Source organism: Enterococcus sp. DIV0712, assembly GCF_050554855.1.
In the GTDB taxonomy this organism is placed as follows: domain Bacteria; phylum Bacillota; class Bacilli; order Lactobacillales; family Enterococcaceae; genus Enterococcus; species Enterococcus faecalis.
This window is the reverse complement of record NZ_CP187333.1, coordinates 1696371-1709924: the sequence shown is the minus strand read 5'-3', so window position 1 is coordinate 1709924 and position 13554 is coordinate 1696371. Positions and strand designations below refer to the sequence as shown.

Genomic DNA, 13554 nt, shown 5'->3' with positions numbered 1-13554 from the left:
AGGAAAGGAGCGCTAACGTGTCAAAGAAAGAATCTGATGTTGTCTTAAATTTTAAGACAAACGGAGAAGTCAATTATTCTCGAACAATCAAAGATATCAACAAAGAAATGAACTTAGCGGCTACCGAGTACAAAAACCAGGTATCCGCTATGGATAAAGATGCAACACAAACAGAAAAATTAACGGCAACTAAGAAAAAGCTTGAAAAGCAATTATCTTTAGCCGAACAAAGAACCAAATTATTGCGTGAGGAATACGAAAAATCAGTTAAAGAAACTGGGGAGTATTCAGAAGAATCACAAAAGCTTTACAAACGCTTGTTGGAATCAGAAACAGGTGAAAATAAATTACGATCTGCATTGGAAAGTACCAACGAAGCCTTGAAAGAACAAGGTGACTTGTCTGTTAAGACTGCCGAGAAGTTAGCTAAAATCGAAAAAGCTGGGGACAAAATGAAATCTGTCGGTAAGAAGATGACTGTTGGTTTAACAGCACCGATCATGGGAATTGGCGCCGCTTCTATTGCTGCGTTTAAAGAATTAGATGACAGTTTGGACAGTATCACAACGGCCACTGGTGCTACAGGGGAGCAACTAGAATCATTGCAAGACAGCTTTAAAACAGTAGCTGGCCAAATTCCAACAGATATGGAAAATATATCAACTGGGATTGGTGAAGTGAATACACAATTCGGCTTGATGGATAAGCAATTAGAAGACACCACAGGCCGAATGCTTAAGTTTTCAGAAATTAATGGATCAGATGTTTCTCAATCAACTATCAATGCGAAAAAATCAATGGACCTTTTTAGATTATCTATCGAGGACTTGCCAATGATTTTGGATTCAGTATCTAAAACTAGCCAGGATACTGGAGTAGGGGTAGATCAGTTATTTGATGCAGTAAATAGAGGAGCGCCCCAACTCAAAGCTATGGGACTTGGTTTTTCTGAATCAACTACATTAATAGGTCAAATGGAAAAAGCTGGTATAGATTCGGCAGGAACGCTTGGGTATTTAGCGAAAGCTAGTGTCGTTTATGCAAAGGATAACAAAACTATGCAGGATGGATTAAGCGGAACAATTGAATCTATTAAAGGTGCAACAACTGAACAAGAAAAACTTACTATTGCAAGCGAAGTATTCGGAACTAAAGCTGCATCAAAAATGGTAGAAGCAATTGATAGTGGTGCATTGTCAATGGATGGATTAGCAGATTCAGCTAAAAATGCGGCTGGCACTGTAGATCAAACATTTAACGATATTCTCGATCCAATCGACCAAGCGAAAATTGCACAGAATCAATTTAAAATTGCAATGGGGGAACTTGGTGAGCAAGTACAAATAGCGCTTCTTCCTGCTTTTGAAGCAGCAAGTAATGCGATTCAAAAGGTTTCAACGTGGTTTAGTGGACTGACCGACAATCAAAAGCAAACAATCATTACCATTGCAGGTGTAGTCGCTGCTATTGGTCCAGTTTTGGTGGTTTTAGGAACACTTGCTAGTTCCATTAGTAGTTTGATTCCAGTTATTGCCTTTATTGCTTCGCCTATTGGAATAGTGATTGCTGCACTAGCTGCTTTTGTTGCTGGAATTGTGATTGCTTACAACAAAGTAGGCTGGTTTAGAGATTTTATCAATACATCCTTTAATGTGATCAAAGATATAGTGGTTGGTGTATTCAAAGTTTTAGCAGATACGACAAAGTCTACTTTTGATTTCATCACAGGCTTTATTGGCGGCGCTATGGATGGTGCTGTAAAAATCATTAGTGATTACGTCAACGCGATTACAAGAATTTTTGGCGGCATCATAGATTTCGTTACAGGAGTGTTTACAGGTGATTGGTCAAGAGCGTGGCAAGGTGTTGTTGATATTTTTGGCGGAATTTTTGAAGGTATCGCTGCAGTAGCCAAAGCACCAATTAACGCTATGATTACTCTAATTAATGGTTTTTTAGGTGGTTTAAACAATATCAAAATACCAAAATGGATACCTGGAGTTGGTGGCAAAGGCTTTAGTATTGCGAAAATTCCATATCTTGCTGAAGGCGGTCATATGATTAATGGACAAGCAATCGTTGGCGAAGCTGGTCCTGAATTATTAACAGCAAAAAATGGCAAGACTACAGTCACGCCACTTTCACAAGACGAAAAAGCTCGTGGGATTGGCGGTGCTTTGGATCAAGGCAAGACAATCGAACAACATGTTTATTTTGGCCAAGTGGATGCAAATAATCCAAGCGAATTAGATCGGATGAATCGCAAACTATATAAAGCAAGTGCTCAAGCTTTCTATGACTTAGGGGGTGTACCAACATGATTTTTATGAATCGTGATGAACCTAATTTCATTTGGAAAGGTTTGAATGCAGTTCGTGATATGGGATGTATCATCGAAAATGAACTGCCAGACATTTTACCAAACAAGCGATATGATACGTATTCCATCGTTGGCAGAAGTGGTGAATTTAATGAAACGTATAACGACTATGAACCATTTGATTATGAAATTGAGGACGTAACTATTCCTTATGAGAACTTAAAAGAAGTCAAGCGTTGGTTAACTGGTAAAAGCAAGCTTATCACTCATAATAACGAGGACAAATATTTAGATGCTATTTGTGCAATAAGCAAGCCAATCTCATTCAAAAATGAATGGGGTGTTTTTTATACCTTTAACATTGAATTTAGATGCCAACCTTTCAAGAGAAAAGTAAATGAACAGCCTGTACTAATTAAAACGAAAACAGTTGAAATCACTGATCACGGTGACGAATCAGCATTTCCTTATATCGAAATTGATTCAAAAGGCGGCGATATTACGTTAAACATTGGTAGTAATTCACTAACGATTTTACGTACACAAACAGGAATCGTCACTATTGATAACGAAAAAGGAAAAGTAATACAAGAAGGGCTACCATTGTTTACACGTGGTAGTTGGATAAAAACGAATCCTGGTCAAAACACATTAAATATATCAGGAAATTTCAAAGAAGCTAAGTTTTGGAATAGGAGCGCGTATTTATGACACAAAATTTTATTTATGCATATACGGCTATTCCTGAAAATTTAAATGATAACGGAATGGCTTTGCCAGATTGGCAAGATTTACCAGAAATTAACCGTGTGTTAAATGGTGCATATCGATTCTATGGTAACTATGCAAGAGATGGCCAATATCGCTCGTACTTAAAAAAAGGAAACTTTTTAAAAGCACAAGTTGAAGATGGATCATATCAATATTTTGAGATTTACAATATTAAGAAAAATCTGCAGTCAGTTTCAGTGACAGCAAGACACATTGGTTTTATGGCAAATAAGAATTTCATTATTAATTCATTCACCGCTAACGGAAATGGCACGCAAATCATGAACAATTTAAAGGCTGCATTAACGTTTAAGCAACGGTTTAATTATTTGTCGAATGTCGGTACTACACATCAGTTTACGGCGAAACAAGTTGGCCCAATCGATGCAATCATTGGTTCTAACAATGGTAACCAAAATTTAACAGGTGTTACTGGTGGAGAATTAGAGATGGACAACTTTAATTTGAAACTTGTTAAACAAATTGGATCGGATAATGGCTTTAGAATTGATTTTGGTGTTAATTTGGAAGCCATAGATGAGGACTACGACGATGAATCAATTATAAACAGTCTCTTTCTTATCGGTGGTGTGCCAGAAAACGACTATGACCAAGACAAAGAACCAATCACGCATGGCTTTTTAGAAATTGCTGGTGTAAATGATAGTAATCGAAGAATTGGAAAACGTGAAAATTCGGAATGTAAAACAGTTGAGGAGCTTAAAGAATGGGGTCAGTCATTGTTTGATAAGGATCGTATTCATGAACCGAAAGTTACGCATACTGTTAGCATGGTAGCATTAGAACACACATTAGAGTATGAAGATATTTACGAAGAGCTTTCTTCTTTGCATTTCGGCGATGTAGCGCACGTCAGAGCAAAAGAAGTTGATATTGAAGTAACAGAACGTATGGTTGAATATACTTGGTTCCCAACTTTAGGCAAGTTCAAAGATATTGTTTTGGGAAATGATTTATCACTCTACACCTCAACTGCAAATAATCAAACCCAAGAATTGAAACGGAAAATCGACAATAGAACGGAAACATTAGTACAAAATGTTTTAAATGCAACGGCATGGATCACTGGTAATAGTGGTGGACATGTCGTTTTCCGTCCAGAAAAAGCGCCGTCAGAAATTCTTATCATGGATACAAATAAAATAGCAACAGCGAAGCGTGTTTGGCGTTGGAACTTAAACGGTTTAGGATATTCCGATAACGGCGTTAATGGTCCGTTCGGGCTTGCTATGACTTCTAAGGGAGAAATCGTTGCTGACTTTATTAAAGTAGGGATTATTGATGTTAATGTTTTACAAACAAGTTTCAATAAAGCAACTGGAGATGTACTTAAACTAGTATCTGGTGCTTTACAAATTTGGAATGAAAAGACAAAAATCATGGAATTGACCAAAAAAGGTATGGAATTTTGGAATGGTTCTAGTCATATTGGGACAATCGGTACAAAGGGAAATCCGTTTCCTGGTCTAGTAGATAAAAACGGAAATCCTGTAATTTCAGATGGAAACTCACTGCTATTAGTTGCCGATAATCCTCAGAAAATTATTGGGTTATCCAATCAAAAAGGAGCTGGCCATATAATCACGGGTCTTACTCAGTTATTTGTTGGTAATAACTTTAACTTCTTTGGTCCAGAAGGAAGTAAAGCAACTATTACAGTTGATAGATTGATTGTCGGCGGTAAGGAAGTTATTCCTGGCGATGGATCAGGTGGTAACGATGGTGACGTTCCACCAGAACTAACAACCGAAAAAGAGAAAAACGCTTGGGCAGTTTGGCAGTTCTTAAAATCAAAAGGCTACAGCGAACAAGCGGCCGCTGGAATTTTAGGAAATATGGATCAAGAATCTGGAATTATGCCTGATATTGATGAAGGCGGTGGCGGCCCTGGTTACGGTCTAGTTCAATGGACATCGCCAATTGCTGGTGAAAGTGGTCGTGCTTATGTGCAACGATTATTGGCTCAAGCTGGTATCAGTGGTGACTATCGAAACATTACTACGCAGTTGAAGTTGCTTGATTGGCATATGCATAATGGCCAATACATTCCATCGGCAGCTTATCCATATTCCGTTACAGAGTTCAAAGCATTAACAGATATTGGCACAGCCACGATGGCATTTGAAGCGAACTTTGAACGTCCAGCGGTCACACATCCAGAACGCATTCCATTGGCGCAATACTGGTATGATTTGCTACACAATTTAAAACCAGGAACTAATAAGTGGGTTAATCCTGTACGTTCTAGTTACACTATTACTCAAGAATGGGATGAGATCGGCTGGGGGACAAATGTGATTCATGGTGGTATTGATATTGCATCGATGCCTGCTGGAAGTATGCCACCTGTTTATGTTGCCCGCTCGGGTACAGTAGAAACTGTTACTTATGACGGGACAGGCGGAAATTACGTAGTAATTAAGCACGACGATGGCTACTGGACCTATTACGGTCACTTGGATTCGGTCGATTTGTCAGTAGGCGACAAAGTAACAACTAATTCACGTGTGGGAATCATGGGAGCAACTGGATTAGCTTCTGGCGTTCATCTCCATTTTGAAGTATGGAAAGGCGCACAGTGGCAACGAATCAATCCGCGTGATGTTATTAATTTTTAGAAAGGAGCAAACAAATGGTTAAATGGCAAGCAACACTAAGCACTACTGAGCCTTATAATTATGTCGGCATTATTAATGTTAGACAAGGAAATAAAAACACTGAAACACTAGAAGTAAATATCGTAGAAAATGCTTTGCCATTAGATCTAACTAATTGCAAGGTATTTTTTGAATCTGTAATCAGTAATAAATACCCTATTCAGCGGCCAGCAACGGTTGTAGATGCGCGTAGTGGGATCATTCAGTACACTTTTGATGAATGTTCTATGCAGTCGCTACATCGCCAAGAGGCCTATTTCACCATCTATAACGGTGAAGAATTAATTGGTTCAACGCAGAATTTTTCTTATTTCGTCATTAAAGCAGCTTCTAAAACGGAAGGCGAAATGGGGTCATACTGGCAGTCAATTGAAGATTTAATAGCGGACATGACCGCCTTTATCAATGAAAATAAAGGTGATTTCACAGCATGGATGAACGCTAGAAAAGAAGAGTTTGAAAAATGGCGTAAAAATCAACAAGATACATTTGAAGCTTGGCGAAATGGCCAAGAATCAGATTACCTTTTGTGGTTTGAATCAATCAAAGATATCTTAAAGACGGTCGATCCTGGCGGAACAATGCTAGCTGAGTTAATCGATGCACGTGTGGACGTACAAGGAGTACGCCACAATTCACTTACAGAGCGCTTGTTAGCAGATATGGACTATTTATATCAGAAACTAGAGAAACGCTTATTTACAAAAAAATACAGTGAAATAAGCACACTTTATTTATTACAAGATGATAACTTTTCCGTTAACCATGAAATTAAAATTGTTGGAAATACTGAAAATCCTAAAAATGAAGGAGCGTTAATCATTGCAACAATTGATGATGCCCAGCAAAACACATTTAAGATTGGAAGTGTTATTTAATGGTTGAAATTAAACGAATGATGGAAACAGCAGAAAGTGGTGTTCAATACCAATATTATCCATTAGTTCATGCGGATGGTGTTGTTGGATTAGATAAGTTATTAAAGGGACAAGGGAAAGTAAATTCTGTTAATGGCTATGTTGGCGATGTGATTTTAACGCCTGGCGATTTAGGTTTGCCAAACGATCTCGTGTTGATTTCAAAAGACGAGTATCAGAAGTTAAAACAAATCATTGCTGATTATGAAGCGGGAAAATTAGGCGGTTCTGGTGTTGAATTTGAAAAAGTAGAAGGAGATGGTGAATAGTGCCAGAATTATATGTAATAAAAAAAGATGGCGTAGCCATTGATGTACAAACCAGCACAGCAGGTATTGTTGGTTTAAATGAATTTATAGATGGAAAACTTGGTGATGCTGGAGCAGGTACTGTTTCATCCGTGAACGGCCATGTAGGAGAGGTTATATTAACAGCTTCTGATGTAAAAGCATTACCTGAATCAACTATTATTCCAACTATTCCTGGCAATGCTTCTGCTGAAAAAGACGGCTTGATGTCGAAAACAGATAAAGCAAAACTGGATGCATTACCAGTTTTTACATTTGAGAAAGTTGGTGAAGCGTAATGGCAGATATTTTTCAATTAATTGAAAATGATAAACCCGTTTACATGAAATCTCATGTAGATGGAATTGACGGTATCGAAGAAAAATTAGTAACAAAAGATTTCTATCAAAATGACACGAAGGCACAACGTCAAAAATGGGGTGAGGGTTTAAATTGGATTGCTCACAGAGGAAACAACACAGAATATCCAGAAAACTCAATTCCAGCATTTAAAACAGTTCGCAGACACTGGGGCATTGAAACAGATATTCAGGTCACAAGTGATGGCCAGTGGGTAGTTATGCATGATGACACAGTGGACCGCACAACAAACGGAACTGGTAAAGTATCATCTATGACACTAGCTCAATTTAGAAATTTAAGAATTGACACAGGAGAAAATTTATCTCGTTTGTCAGATGCAGAAAAAACGCCGCCTACTTTCGAAGAATATTTGAAAATTTGCAAAGAATTAAATAAAGTTCCAGTTATTGAAATTAAATCTGGAACCTATAGCAAAGCTAATTTTGATTTATTAAAAGATACGTTGGATCTTTATGGATATGGCGAAGCAAATTGCGTTATTGGTTCATTTGATGCCAATATATTGAACACAATCAGAACCTATTATCCTAATATAGAGCTACATTACTTTGTTGATGCGATTAACGAAAGTGTAATTACTCAGATCAAAAAACTAGGTGTTCCAGCGGCTGTTAGTTGCTCATATAGTAATTCTAGCTTGTCAACAGCAAATGTTAAAGCATTGCATATGGCTGGTTTTAAAGTTGGTACTTGGACAGTTCCAGAAAATAGTTTTGAAGGAATGAAAAAGCTAGGTGTGGAATATATCACGACAAATTCACTTTCTGGAAACCAAAGATACGCAGTGTTGAGTTATCAAAATGGTTTTCAAAGTAATCAAGGGATCCCAAACGCAACATACGTTGAGGAATTAGTCGGTGGAGGAATCCACATCAATTTTAACGTTGAAAAAGGAACGAATAATCAAAATGATGTGATTGCTACGCTTCCAGAATGGGCGATACCTATGAAAAGTCAATATAATCCATGTACCATTCGGGTTAGCGCAGCAAACGGAGATGTGAAAGTTGGTTCGTTTGATATTCGTGGTCGCATCGTGGCAACTGGTGCAACTGCTGGGACATTGGCCGTTGGTTTGAATTGGAAAGATCGAACCAGTTGGGCAGCTGGATCGGTTGTTTATTCAATTTAGAAATCAAATGAAAGTAGGGGAAATTTTGGAAGAGTTTGTCAAAGGATTATTAACAAATCCAGAGCAAATTTCGTTTGCAGTGTTATTCGTCAGTTTGCTTTTTTGGGTTATGAAACAAAATAATGATCGTGAGCAAAATTATCAAAAAACAATTGATAAATTAGCCGATTCATTAAAAGATGTTGAATCAATTAAAACTACCGTTGAAAAAATCAACGAGAAACTCAACTAAGGTATAGCATGCTGCTATGCCTTTTTGTTTAGGAGGAAACATGAAAAAATCAATTAAAATGTTATTGACTTTAGTGTTATCGATAAGTTTTGTACCAATAGGTGCTAATGCCTATCAAGTGGAACAAGATCCGATTGATTTTGGCGGATATTTTCCAGGCTATGCGACCAATGAATTAATTGTCTTGCATGAATCAGGAAATGGGAACAACGTTGGTCCAAACAGTCTAGACAACGAAGCGGCATATATGAAACGCAACTGGACGAGTGCTTATGTGTCTTATTTTGTCGGTTCTGGTGGTCGAGTGAAGCAGTTAGCGCCATCTGGTCAAATTCAGTGGGGTGCAGGTGCGACAGCGAATGCAAAAGCATATGCACAAATCGAACTAGCTCGAACGAATAATAAAGAAACATTCAAAAAGGACTATGCCGCATATGTAAATTTGATTCGTGATTTAGCTACACAGATTGGTGCAACGTTTGACTTAGATGATGGTACAGGATACGGAATAGTCACTCATGATTGGATTACTAAAAATTGGTGGGGCGATCATACTGATCCATACGGATATTTAGCACAGTGGGGAATTAGCAAAGCGCAACTTGCACAAGATTTACAAACAGGGTTGCCAGAGGACGGTAGTGAAGTTATTGTGAACCCTGGTAAGCCCAATAAACCTAAATACAAAGTCGGTCAGCATGTTCGCTTCACAACAATATACAAAAATCCAGATGCGCTAATTTCTCAGCATATCAATGCAGACACATTGTGGACGGAAGTTGGAACAATTACACAAAAGCTAGACGGTCGTAAAAATCTATACCGCATTGAAAACAGCGGCAAACTTTTAGGTTATGCAAATGATGGAGATATTGCGGAGCTATGGGAAAACAGCAAACCAACACCAGCTAAAACTTTTACTATCGGTGTTAGTGAAGGAATTGTTCTTCGAAATGGTGCGCCGAGTTTATCAGCACCAGTTTATGGTGTGTGGCCGAAAGGTTCACAATTTAAATATGATTCGGTTCATGTAGCAGATGGTTATGTTTTCTTAGGTGGTTCTGATGTTAACGGAACACGCATTTATATTCCTGTTGGCTCAAATGATGGCAACCCAGACAATACTTGGGGTACTGGATATTAATAAAAAATATAAAAGCTCTACTTCTCAATCATGGGAAGTAGAGCTTTTTTTGCATTCCATTTTTACCACAAAATTTACCACAGATTTGCGGTATTATTTACATATCTTAGATTATTAAAAATGAAAAAACAGCTATTTAATGCGTATTGTATGATGTTTTTGTTCCTTAAATTGTTATGGAATTTCAGATGGGGAGTGGCAAATATACGAAGAAAATTAACTATTTATAGCGGTTTTATTTTATTAGAGAGTCTCGTTAGTTTTAGTATTGTATGTGTGATAGCAGGGATATTCTCCCTGACTATTACACAATTAATTCAGCAAAATTATCAACGGGAGCAAGAATTAACGCGCACTCGTCTAGGATACGAAGCAATTTTATTTTTAGAGCAGACGGGTGATTTACGTTTCAAAGAGCGGATATATCAAGGAGAAACTTACCGATTTTCTTTGATGGAGAACGAGGGAAGAAGGATACTAAAAGTCACAGATTCAAGAGGAGCGATTTTGATTGGTCAATAAAAAATATGCGGGTTTTACAATGTTAGAGTGTTTAGTGGCACTAGTCGTTTTAAGTTGTATGTGTCAATTGTTTCAGTTGATGATTCAACAAAGTTTTATCGGAAATCAATATTTGAAAAACAATGATTCGAAATCCTGGCATATATTTTTAATTCAATTAGAAAAAGAATGTCAAAAGCTCGTTTTCCAAACAGGCTCTGCTCAAGAGATTTCTTTCCTCGACTCAGAAACAAACAAGACTATTTCAATTCAAATCAAAGAAGATAAAATTATTAAGCGAGTCAATGGTAAAGGCTATCAACCGCTGTTAATTGGTATCAAAAATGGACAGTTTAAAAATGAAGGACAATCGTTTACTTTGGAAGTTACTTTTACTTCTGGAAAAACATTTGATAGTTTTTTTCCGATAAAGGGAGAATTTTAATGAGGCAAAAATATTCAGGAAACTTATTGTTCACGGCCATGGCCTTTGTTTATTTGATGAGTTTTCTCGCCCTTCAGTTACTAGAAGAACGTCAGTTAACACAAAAATTTACGCAAGCTACCCAGGAATACTATGCAGGGAAAAGTATCCTTCATTTATTTCTTGCAGATGTTAAACAAAATAGACGAAAGTTAAAAACAGAAGAAAAGCTCATGTACGAGCAAGTAACCTTCGATTATACATATAAAAATGAACAATTAAGAATAACTGTTTTATTAAACAAATCTGGTCGAAAATACCAATATCAAGAGAGAGTTTCTCATCAAAAAAAAGCGGAAACAATGCTGGAATAGCGTTGTTTTTCTACAAATTATTAGATTTTAGAAGAAAGACAGTAAAGGCATTGATTATTCTTTCTTTTTTCGTTAAAATAAAACAGGTATGGAAGTTGTTACATTTTGAATAGAATAGAGGTGCTAATTTGTTCCCAGAAAAAATTGAAGAGGCTTTCGAGCCAATGGAACAAGCAATCCAGTTATTGCAACAGTCATTGGATACTTCTTTTTTAGATGCGTATATTGAAAATGGTGAAAATATTTTAGATGATTTTCAAGTACGAGTACTTGACGGAGTACCTAATCCAGAGACAGTGAAACAATTAGAAACGCTGTATCATACGATTAAAAAAATTGATTTAGCTCCTGAAGATGTGCGACGCTTGTCCCAATTACTTTTGTTAAAAGGAACGAGAAAAGAGCAGCTTCAAGCAAATCATCAATTGACGCCAGACGGTATTGGCTTTTTGTTTGTTTATTTAGTAGAACAATTAACAAATAAATCAGAGCCATTAAAAATTTTAGATCCTGCTTCAGGAATGGGAAATTTACTGTTAACGGTTCTGCTAAACCTTGAAACAGCTGGTTACAAAGTTTCTGGTTATGGTGTGGATATCGATGAAACACTTTTGGCGGTATCTTCTGTGAACAATGCTTGGTCACAAGCTAATATTCAGTTGTTCCATCAAGACGGATTGCAAGATTTGTTATTGGATCCAGTTGATTTAGCATTAAGTGACTTGCCGATTGGCTATTATCCAAATGATGAGCGAGCAAAGGGATTTGCTGCTGCTGCGGAGGAAGGCCATAGTTATGCGCATCATTTATTAATGGAGCAAGCTATGAAATACGTGAAGCCAGCAGGGTTTGGCTTATTCTTAATCCCGACCAATATTTTAGAGACTGAGCAAAGTGAATTCTTTAAAAATTGGTTGACAAAAAATGTCTATTTACAAGGAATGATACAGTTACCTGATGAATTGTTTAAGTCAGAACAATCACGTAAAAGTATCTTGCTTGTTCAAAACAAGGGTGCAGATGCTGAGCAAGTGAAGGAAGTTTTGTTAGCAAAACTTGCCTCTTTGAAAGATATCAATAAAGTAACGGAGTTCTTTAAACAATTTGAAGCTTGGAAAGCTTCAAATTTAAAATAAAATAGTAACGAAGAGGAGAAAATTATGTCTAAAACAATTGCAATTAATGCAGGTAGTTCAAGTTTAAAATGGCAATTATACCAAATGCCAAATGAAGAAGTGATCGCTAAAGGAATCGTTGAACGTATTGGCTTAAAAGATTCTATCTTCACAATTAAATATGGTGAAGGACAAAAATATGAAGTAATTGTTGATATTGATAACCATGAAGTGGCAGTAAAAATGTTACTAGACCAATTAATCGACTTAAACATTTTAGGTTCTTATGATGAAATTACTGGTGTTGGTCACCGTGTAGTTGCTGGTGGAGAAGAATTTAAAGATTCTGTTGTTATTACAGACGAAGTATTAGAAAAAATTGAAGCTTTATCTGAATTAGCACCTTTACACAACCCAGCGAATGCAATGGGAATTAAAGCATTTAAACATATCTTACCAGAAATCATTAGCGTGGCAGTCTTTGATACGTCGTTCCACACAACAATGCCAGAACACAACTATTTATATAGTGTACCGCGTGAATACTATGAAAAATTTGCTGCACGTAAATATGGGGCACATGGAACAAGTCATCGTTATGTCTCTCAACGTGCTGCAGAAATGTTAGGTCGTCCAATTGAAGACTTGAAAATTATCACTTGTCACTTAGGAAATGGTGCTTCAATCACTGCAGTTGATGGTGGTAAATCAGTCGATACATCGATGGGCTTCACTCCTCTTGCTGGCGTTACAATGGGGACTCGTTCAGGGGATGTTGATGCGTCACTATTGCCTTATTTAATGACAAAACTTGGCTTGACTGATGTACAAGACATGGTTGATATTTTAAACAAAAAATCTGGTTTATTAGGTTTAACAAATGGTTTATCAAGCGACATGCGCGATATTCAATCAAACTTAGATAAACCTGAAGTTCAAACAGCATACAACATTTTTATCGATCGTATTCGTAAATACATTGGTAGCTATGTCACTGTTATGAATGGCGTTGATGCGATTGTCTTTACTGCTGGAATCGGTGAAAATGCAGTGGGCGTTCGTAAAGATATTATTGATGGCATGACTTGGTTTGGTTGTGAAATCGATGATGACAAAAATAATGTACACGGTGAAGAAGCAGTTATCTCAACTGATGATTCAAAAATCAAGCTTCTATTAGTACCAACTGACGAAGAGTTAATGATTGCCCGTGACGTAGAACGTCTAAAATAATTAAACGAACACACCTTGTGAGACGCTCTCACAAGGTGTGCT

14 protein-coding genes are annotated in these 13554 nt (G+C 37.1%); all 14 read left to right on the top strand.

The window, feature by feature from the left end; translation table 11 throughout:
- Positions 1-17 precede the first annotated feature (17 nt).
- The 14 genes from IGL42_RS08230 (at position 18) to IGL42_RS08165 (ending at position 13512) form a co-directional block, all read left to right on the top strand.
- Positions 18-2321, top strand: a complete 2304-nt coding sequence (locus IGL42_RS08230; RefSeq protein ID WP_104874255.1) for a phage tail tape measure protein — start codon at positions 18-20, stop codon at positions 2319-2321.
- A complete protein-coding gene (locus IGL42_RS08225; protein ID WP_162301522.1) occupies positions 2318-3031 on the top strand; it encodes a phage tail protein in 714 nt (237 codons plus the stop codon). Before IGL42_RS08230 ends, IGL42_RS08225 begins: the two co-directional genes overlap by 4 nt.
- Positions 3028-5730: a phage tail tip lysozyme gene (locus tag IGL42_RS08220; RefSeq protein ID WP_185776389.1), complete on the top strand. Its 2703-nt coding sequence runs from the start codon at positions 3028-3030 to the stop codon at positions 5728-5730. The genes IGL42_RS08225 and IGL42_RS08220 overlap by 4 nt, the downstream gene beginning before the upstream one ends.
- Positions 5731-5744: 14 nt before the next feature.
- Positions 5745-6647, top strand: a complete 903-nt coding sequence (locus tag IGL42_RS08215) for a phage baseplate upper protein (protein ID WP_185776388.1) — start codon at positions 5745-5747, stop codon at positions 6645-6647.
- Positions 6647-6955, top strand: coding sequence for a hypothetical protein (locus IGL42_RS08210; protein ID WP_002372012.1), 309 nt, complete (start codon positions 6647-6649; stop codon positions 6953-6955). Before IGL42_RS08215 ends, IGL42_RS08210 begins: the two co-directional genes overlap by 1 nt.
- Positions 6955-7272, top strand: coding sequence for a hypothetical protein (locus IGL42_RS08205; protein ID WP_002372011.1), 318 nt, complete (start codon positions 6955-6957; stop codon positions 7270-7272). The genes IGL42_RS08210 and IGL42_RS08205 overlap by 1 nt, the downstream gene beginning before the upstream one ends.
- Positions 7272-8489 (top strand): glycerophosphodiester phosphodiesterase, encoded by a 1218-nt coding sequence (locus IGL42_RS08200; protein WP_104681301.1) that lies wholly within the window; start codon positions 7272-7274, stop codon positions 8487-8489. The genes IGL42_RS08205 and IGL42_RS08200 overlap by 1 nt, the downstream gene beginning before the upstream one ends.
- Before the next feature lie 7 nt (positions 8490-8496).
- Entirely contained in the window at positions 8497-8721 is a 225-nt protein-coding gene (locus IGL42_RS08195) for a BhlA/UviB family holin-like peptide (protein ID WP_370689693.1), read from the top strand.
- Between the two features lie 40 nt (positions 8722-8761).
- Positions 8762-9865, top strand: coding sequence for an SH3 domain-containing protein (locus tag IGL42_RS08190; protein WP_185776387.1), 1104 nt, complete (start codon positions 8762-8764; stop codon positions 9863-9865).
- A gap of 120 nt (positions 9866-9985) precedes the next feature.
- Positions 9986-10387 carry a type II secretion system protein gene (locus IGL42_RS08185; protein WP_002397440.1) on the top strand — a complete coding sequence of 134 codons (402 nt, stop codon included), beginning with the start codon at positions 9986-9988 and terminating at the stop codon, positions 10385-10387.
- Positions 10377-10811 carry a competence type IV pilus minor pilin ComGF gene (gene comGF / locus IGL42_RS08180; RefSeq protein ID WP_002357060.1) on the top strand — a complete coding sequence of 145 codons (435 nt, stop codon included), beginning with the start codon at positions 10377-10379 and terminating at the stop codon, positions 10809-10811. Before IGL42_RS08185 ends, comGF begins: the two co-directional genes overlap by 11 nt.
- Positions 10811-11164, top strand: coding sequence for a competence type IV pilus minor pilin ComGG (comGG, locus tag IGL42_RS08175; RefSeq protein WP_010710571.1), 354 nt, complete (start codon positions 10811-10813; stop codon positions 11162-11164). Before comGF ends, comGG begins: the two co-directional genes overlap by 1 nt.
- Positions 11165-11292: 128 nt before the next feature.
- The gene (locus tag IGL42_RS08170) at positions 11293-12300 is read left to right on the top strand and encodes a class I SAM-dependent methyltransferase (RefSeq protein ID WP_002357063.1); all 1008 of its coding nucleotides are present in this window, start codon (positions 11293-11295) and stop codon (positions 12298-12300) included.
- A 24-nt stretch (positions 12301-12324) separates the two neighbouring features.
- Complete coding sequence (locus IGL42_RS08165; RefSeq protein ID WP_002357064.1) at positions 12325-13512, top strand: acetate/propionate family kinase; 1188 nt, start codon at positions 12325-12327, stop codon at positions 13510-13512.
- Positions 13513-13554 lie beyond the last annotated feature (42 nt).

Coding starts and splice junctions, on each gene's coding strand:
- IGL42_RS08225 (WP_162301522.1), top strand. CDS start 2,318: ATGATTTTTATGAATCGTGATGAACCTAATTTCATTTGGAAAGGTTTG.
- IGL42_RS08220 (WP_185776389.1), top strand. CDS start 3,028: ATGACACAAAATTTTATTTATGCATATACGGCTATTCCTGAAAATTTA.
- IGL42_RS08215 (WP_185776388.1), top strand. CDS start 5,745: ATGGTTAAATGGCAAGCAACACTAAGCACTACTGAGCCTTATAATTAT.
- IGL42_RS08210 (WP_002372012.1), top strand. CDS start 6,647: ATGGTTGAAATTAAACGAATGATGGAAACAGCAGAAAGTGGTGTTCAA.
- IGL42_RS08200 (WP_104681301.1), top strand. CDS start 7,272: ATGGCAGATATTTTTCAATTAATTGAAAATGATAAACCCGTTTACATG.
- IGL42_RS08195 (WP_370689693.1), top strand. CDS start 8,497: ATGAAAGTAGGGGAAATTTTGGAAGAGTTTGTCAAAGGATTATTAACA.
- IGL42_RS08190 (WP_185776387.1), top strand. CDS start 8,762: ATGAAAAAATCAATTAAAATGTTATTGACTTTAGTGTTATCGATAAGT.
- IGL42_RS08185 (WP_002397440.1), top strand. CDS start 9,986: ATGAAAAAACAGCTATTTAATGCGTATTGTATGATGTTTTTGTTCCTT.
- comGG (WP_010710571.1), top strand. CDS start 10,811: ATGAGGCAAAAATATTCAGGAAACTTATTGTTCACGGCCATGGCCTTT.
- IGL42_RS08165 (WP_002357064.1), top strand. CDS start 12,325: ATGTCTAAAACAATTGCAATTAATGCAGGTAGTTCAAGTTTAAAATGG.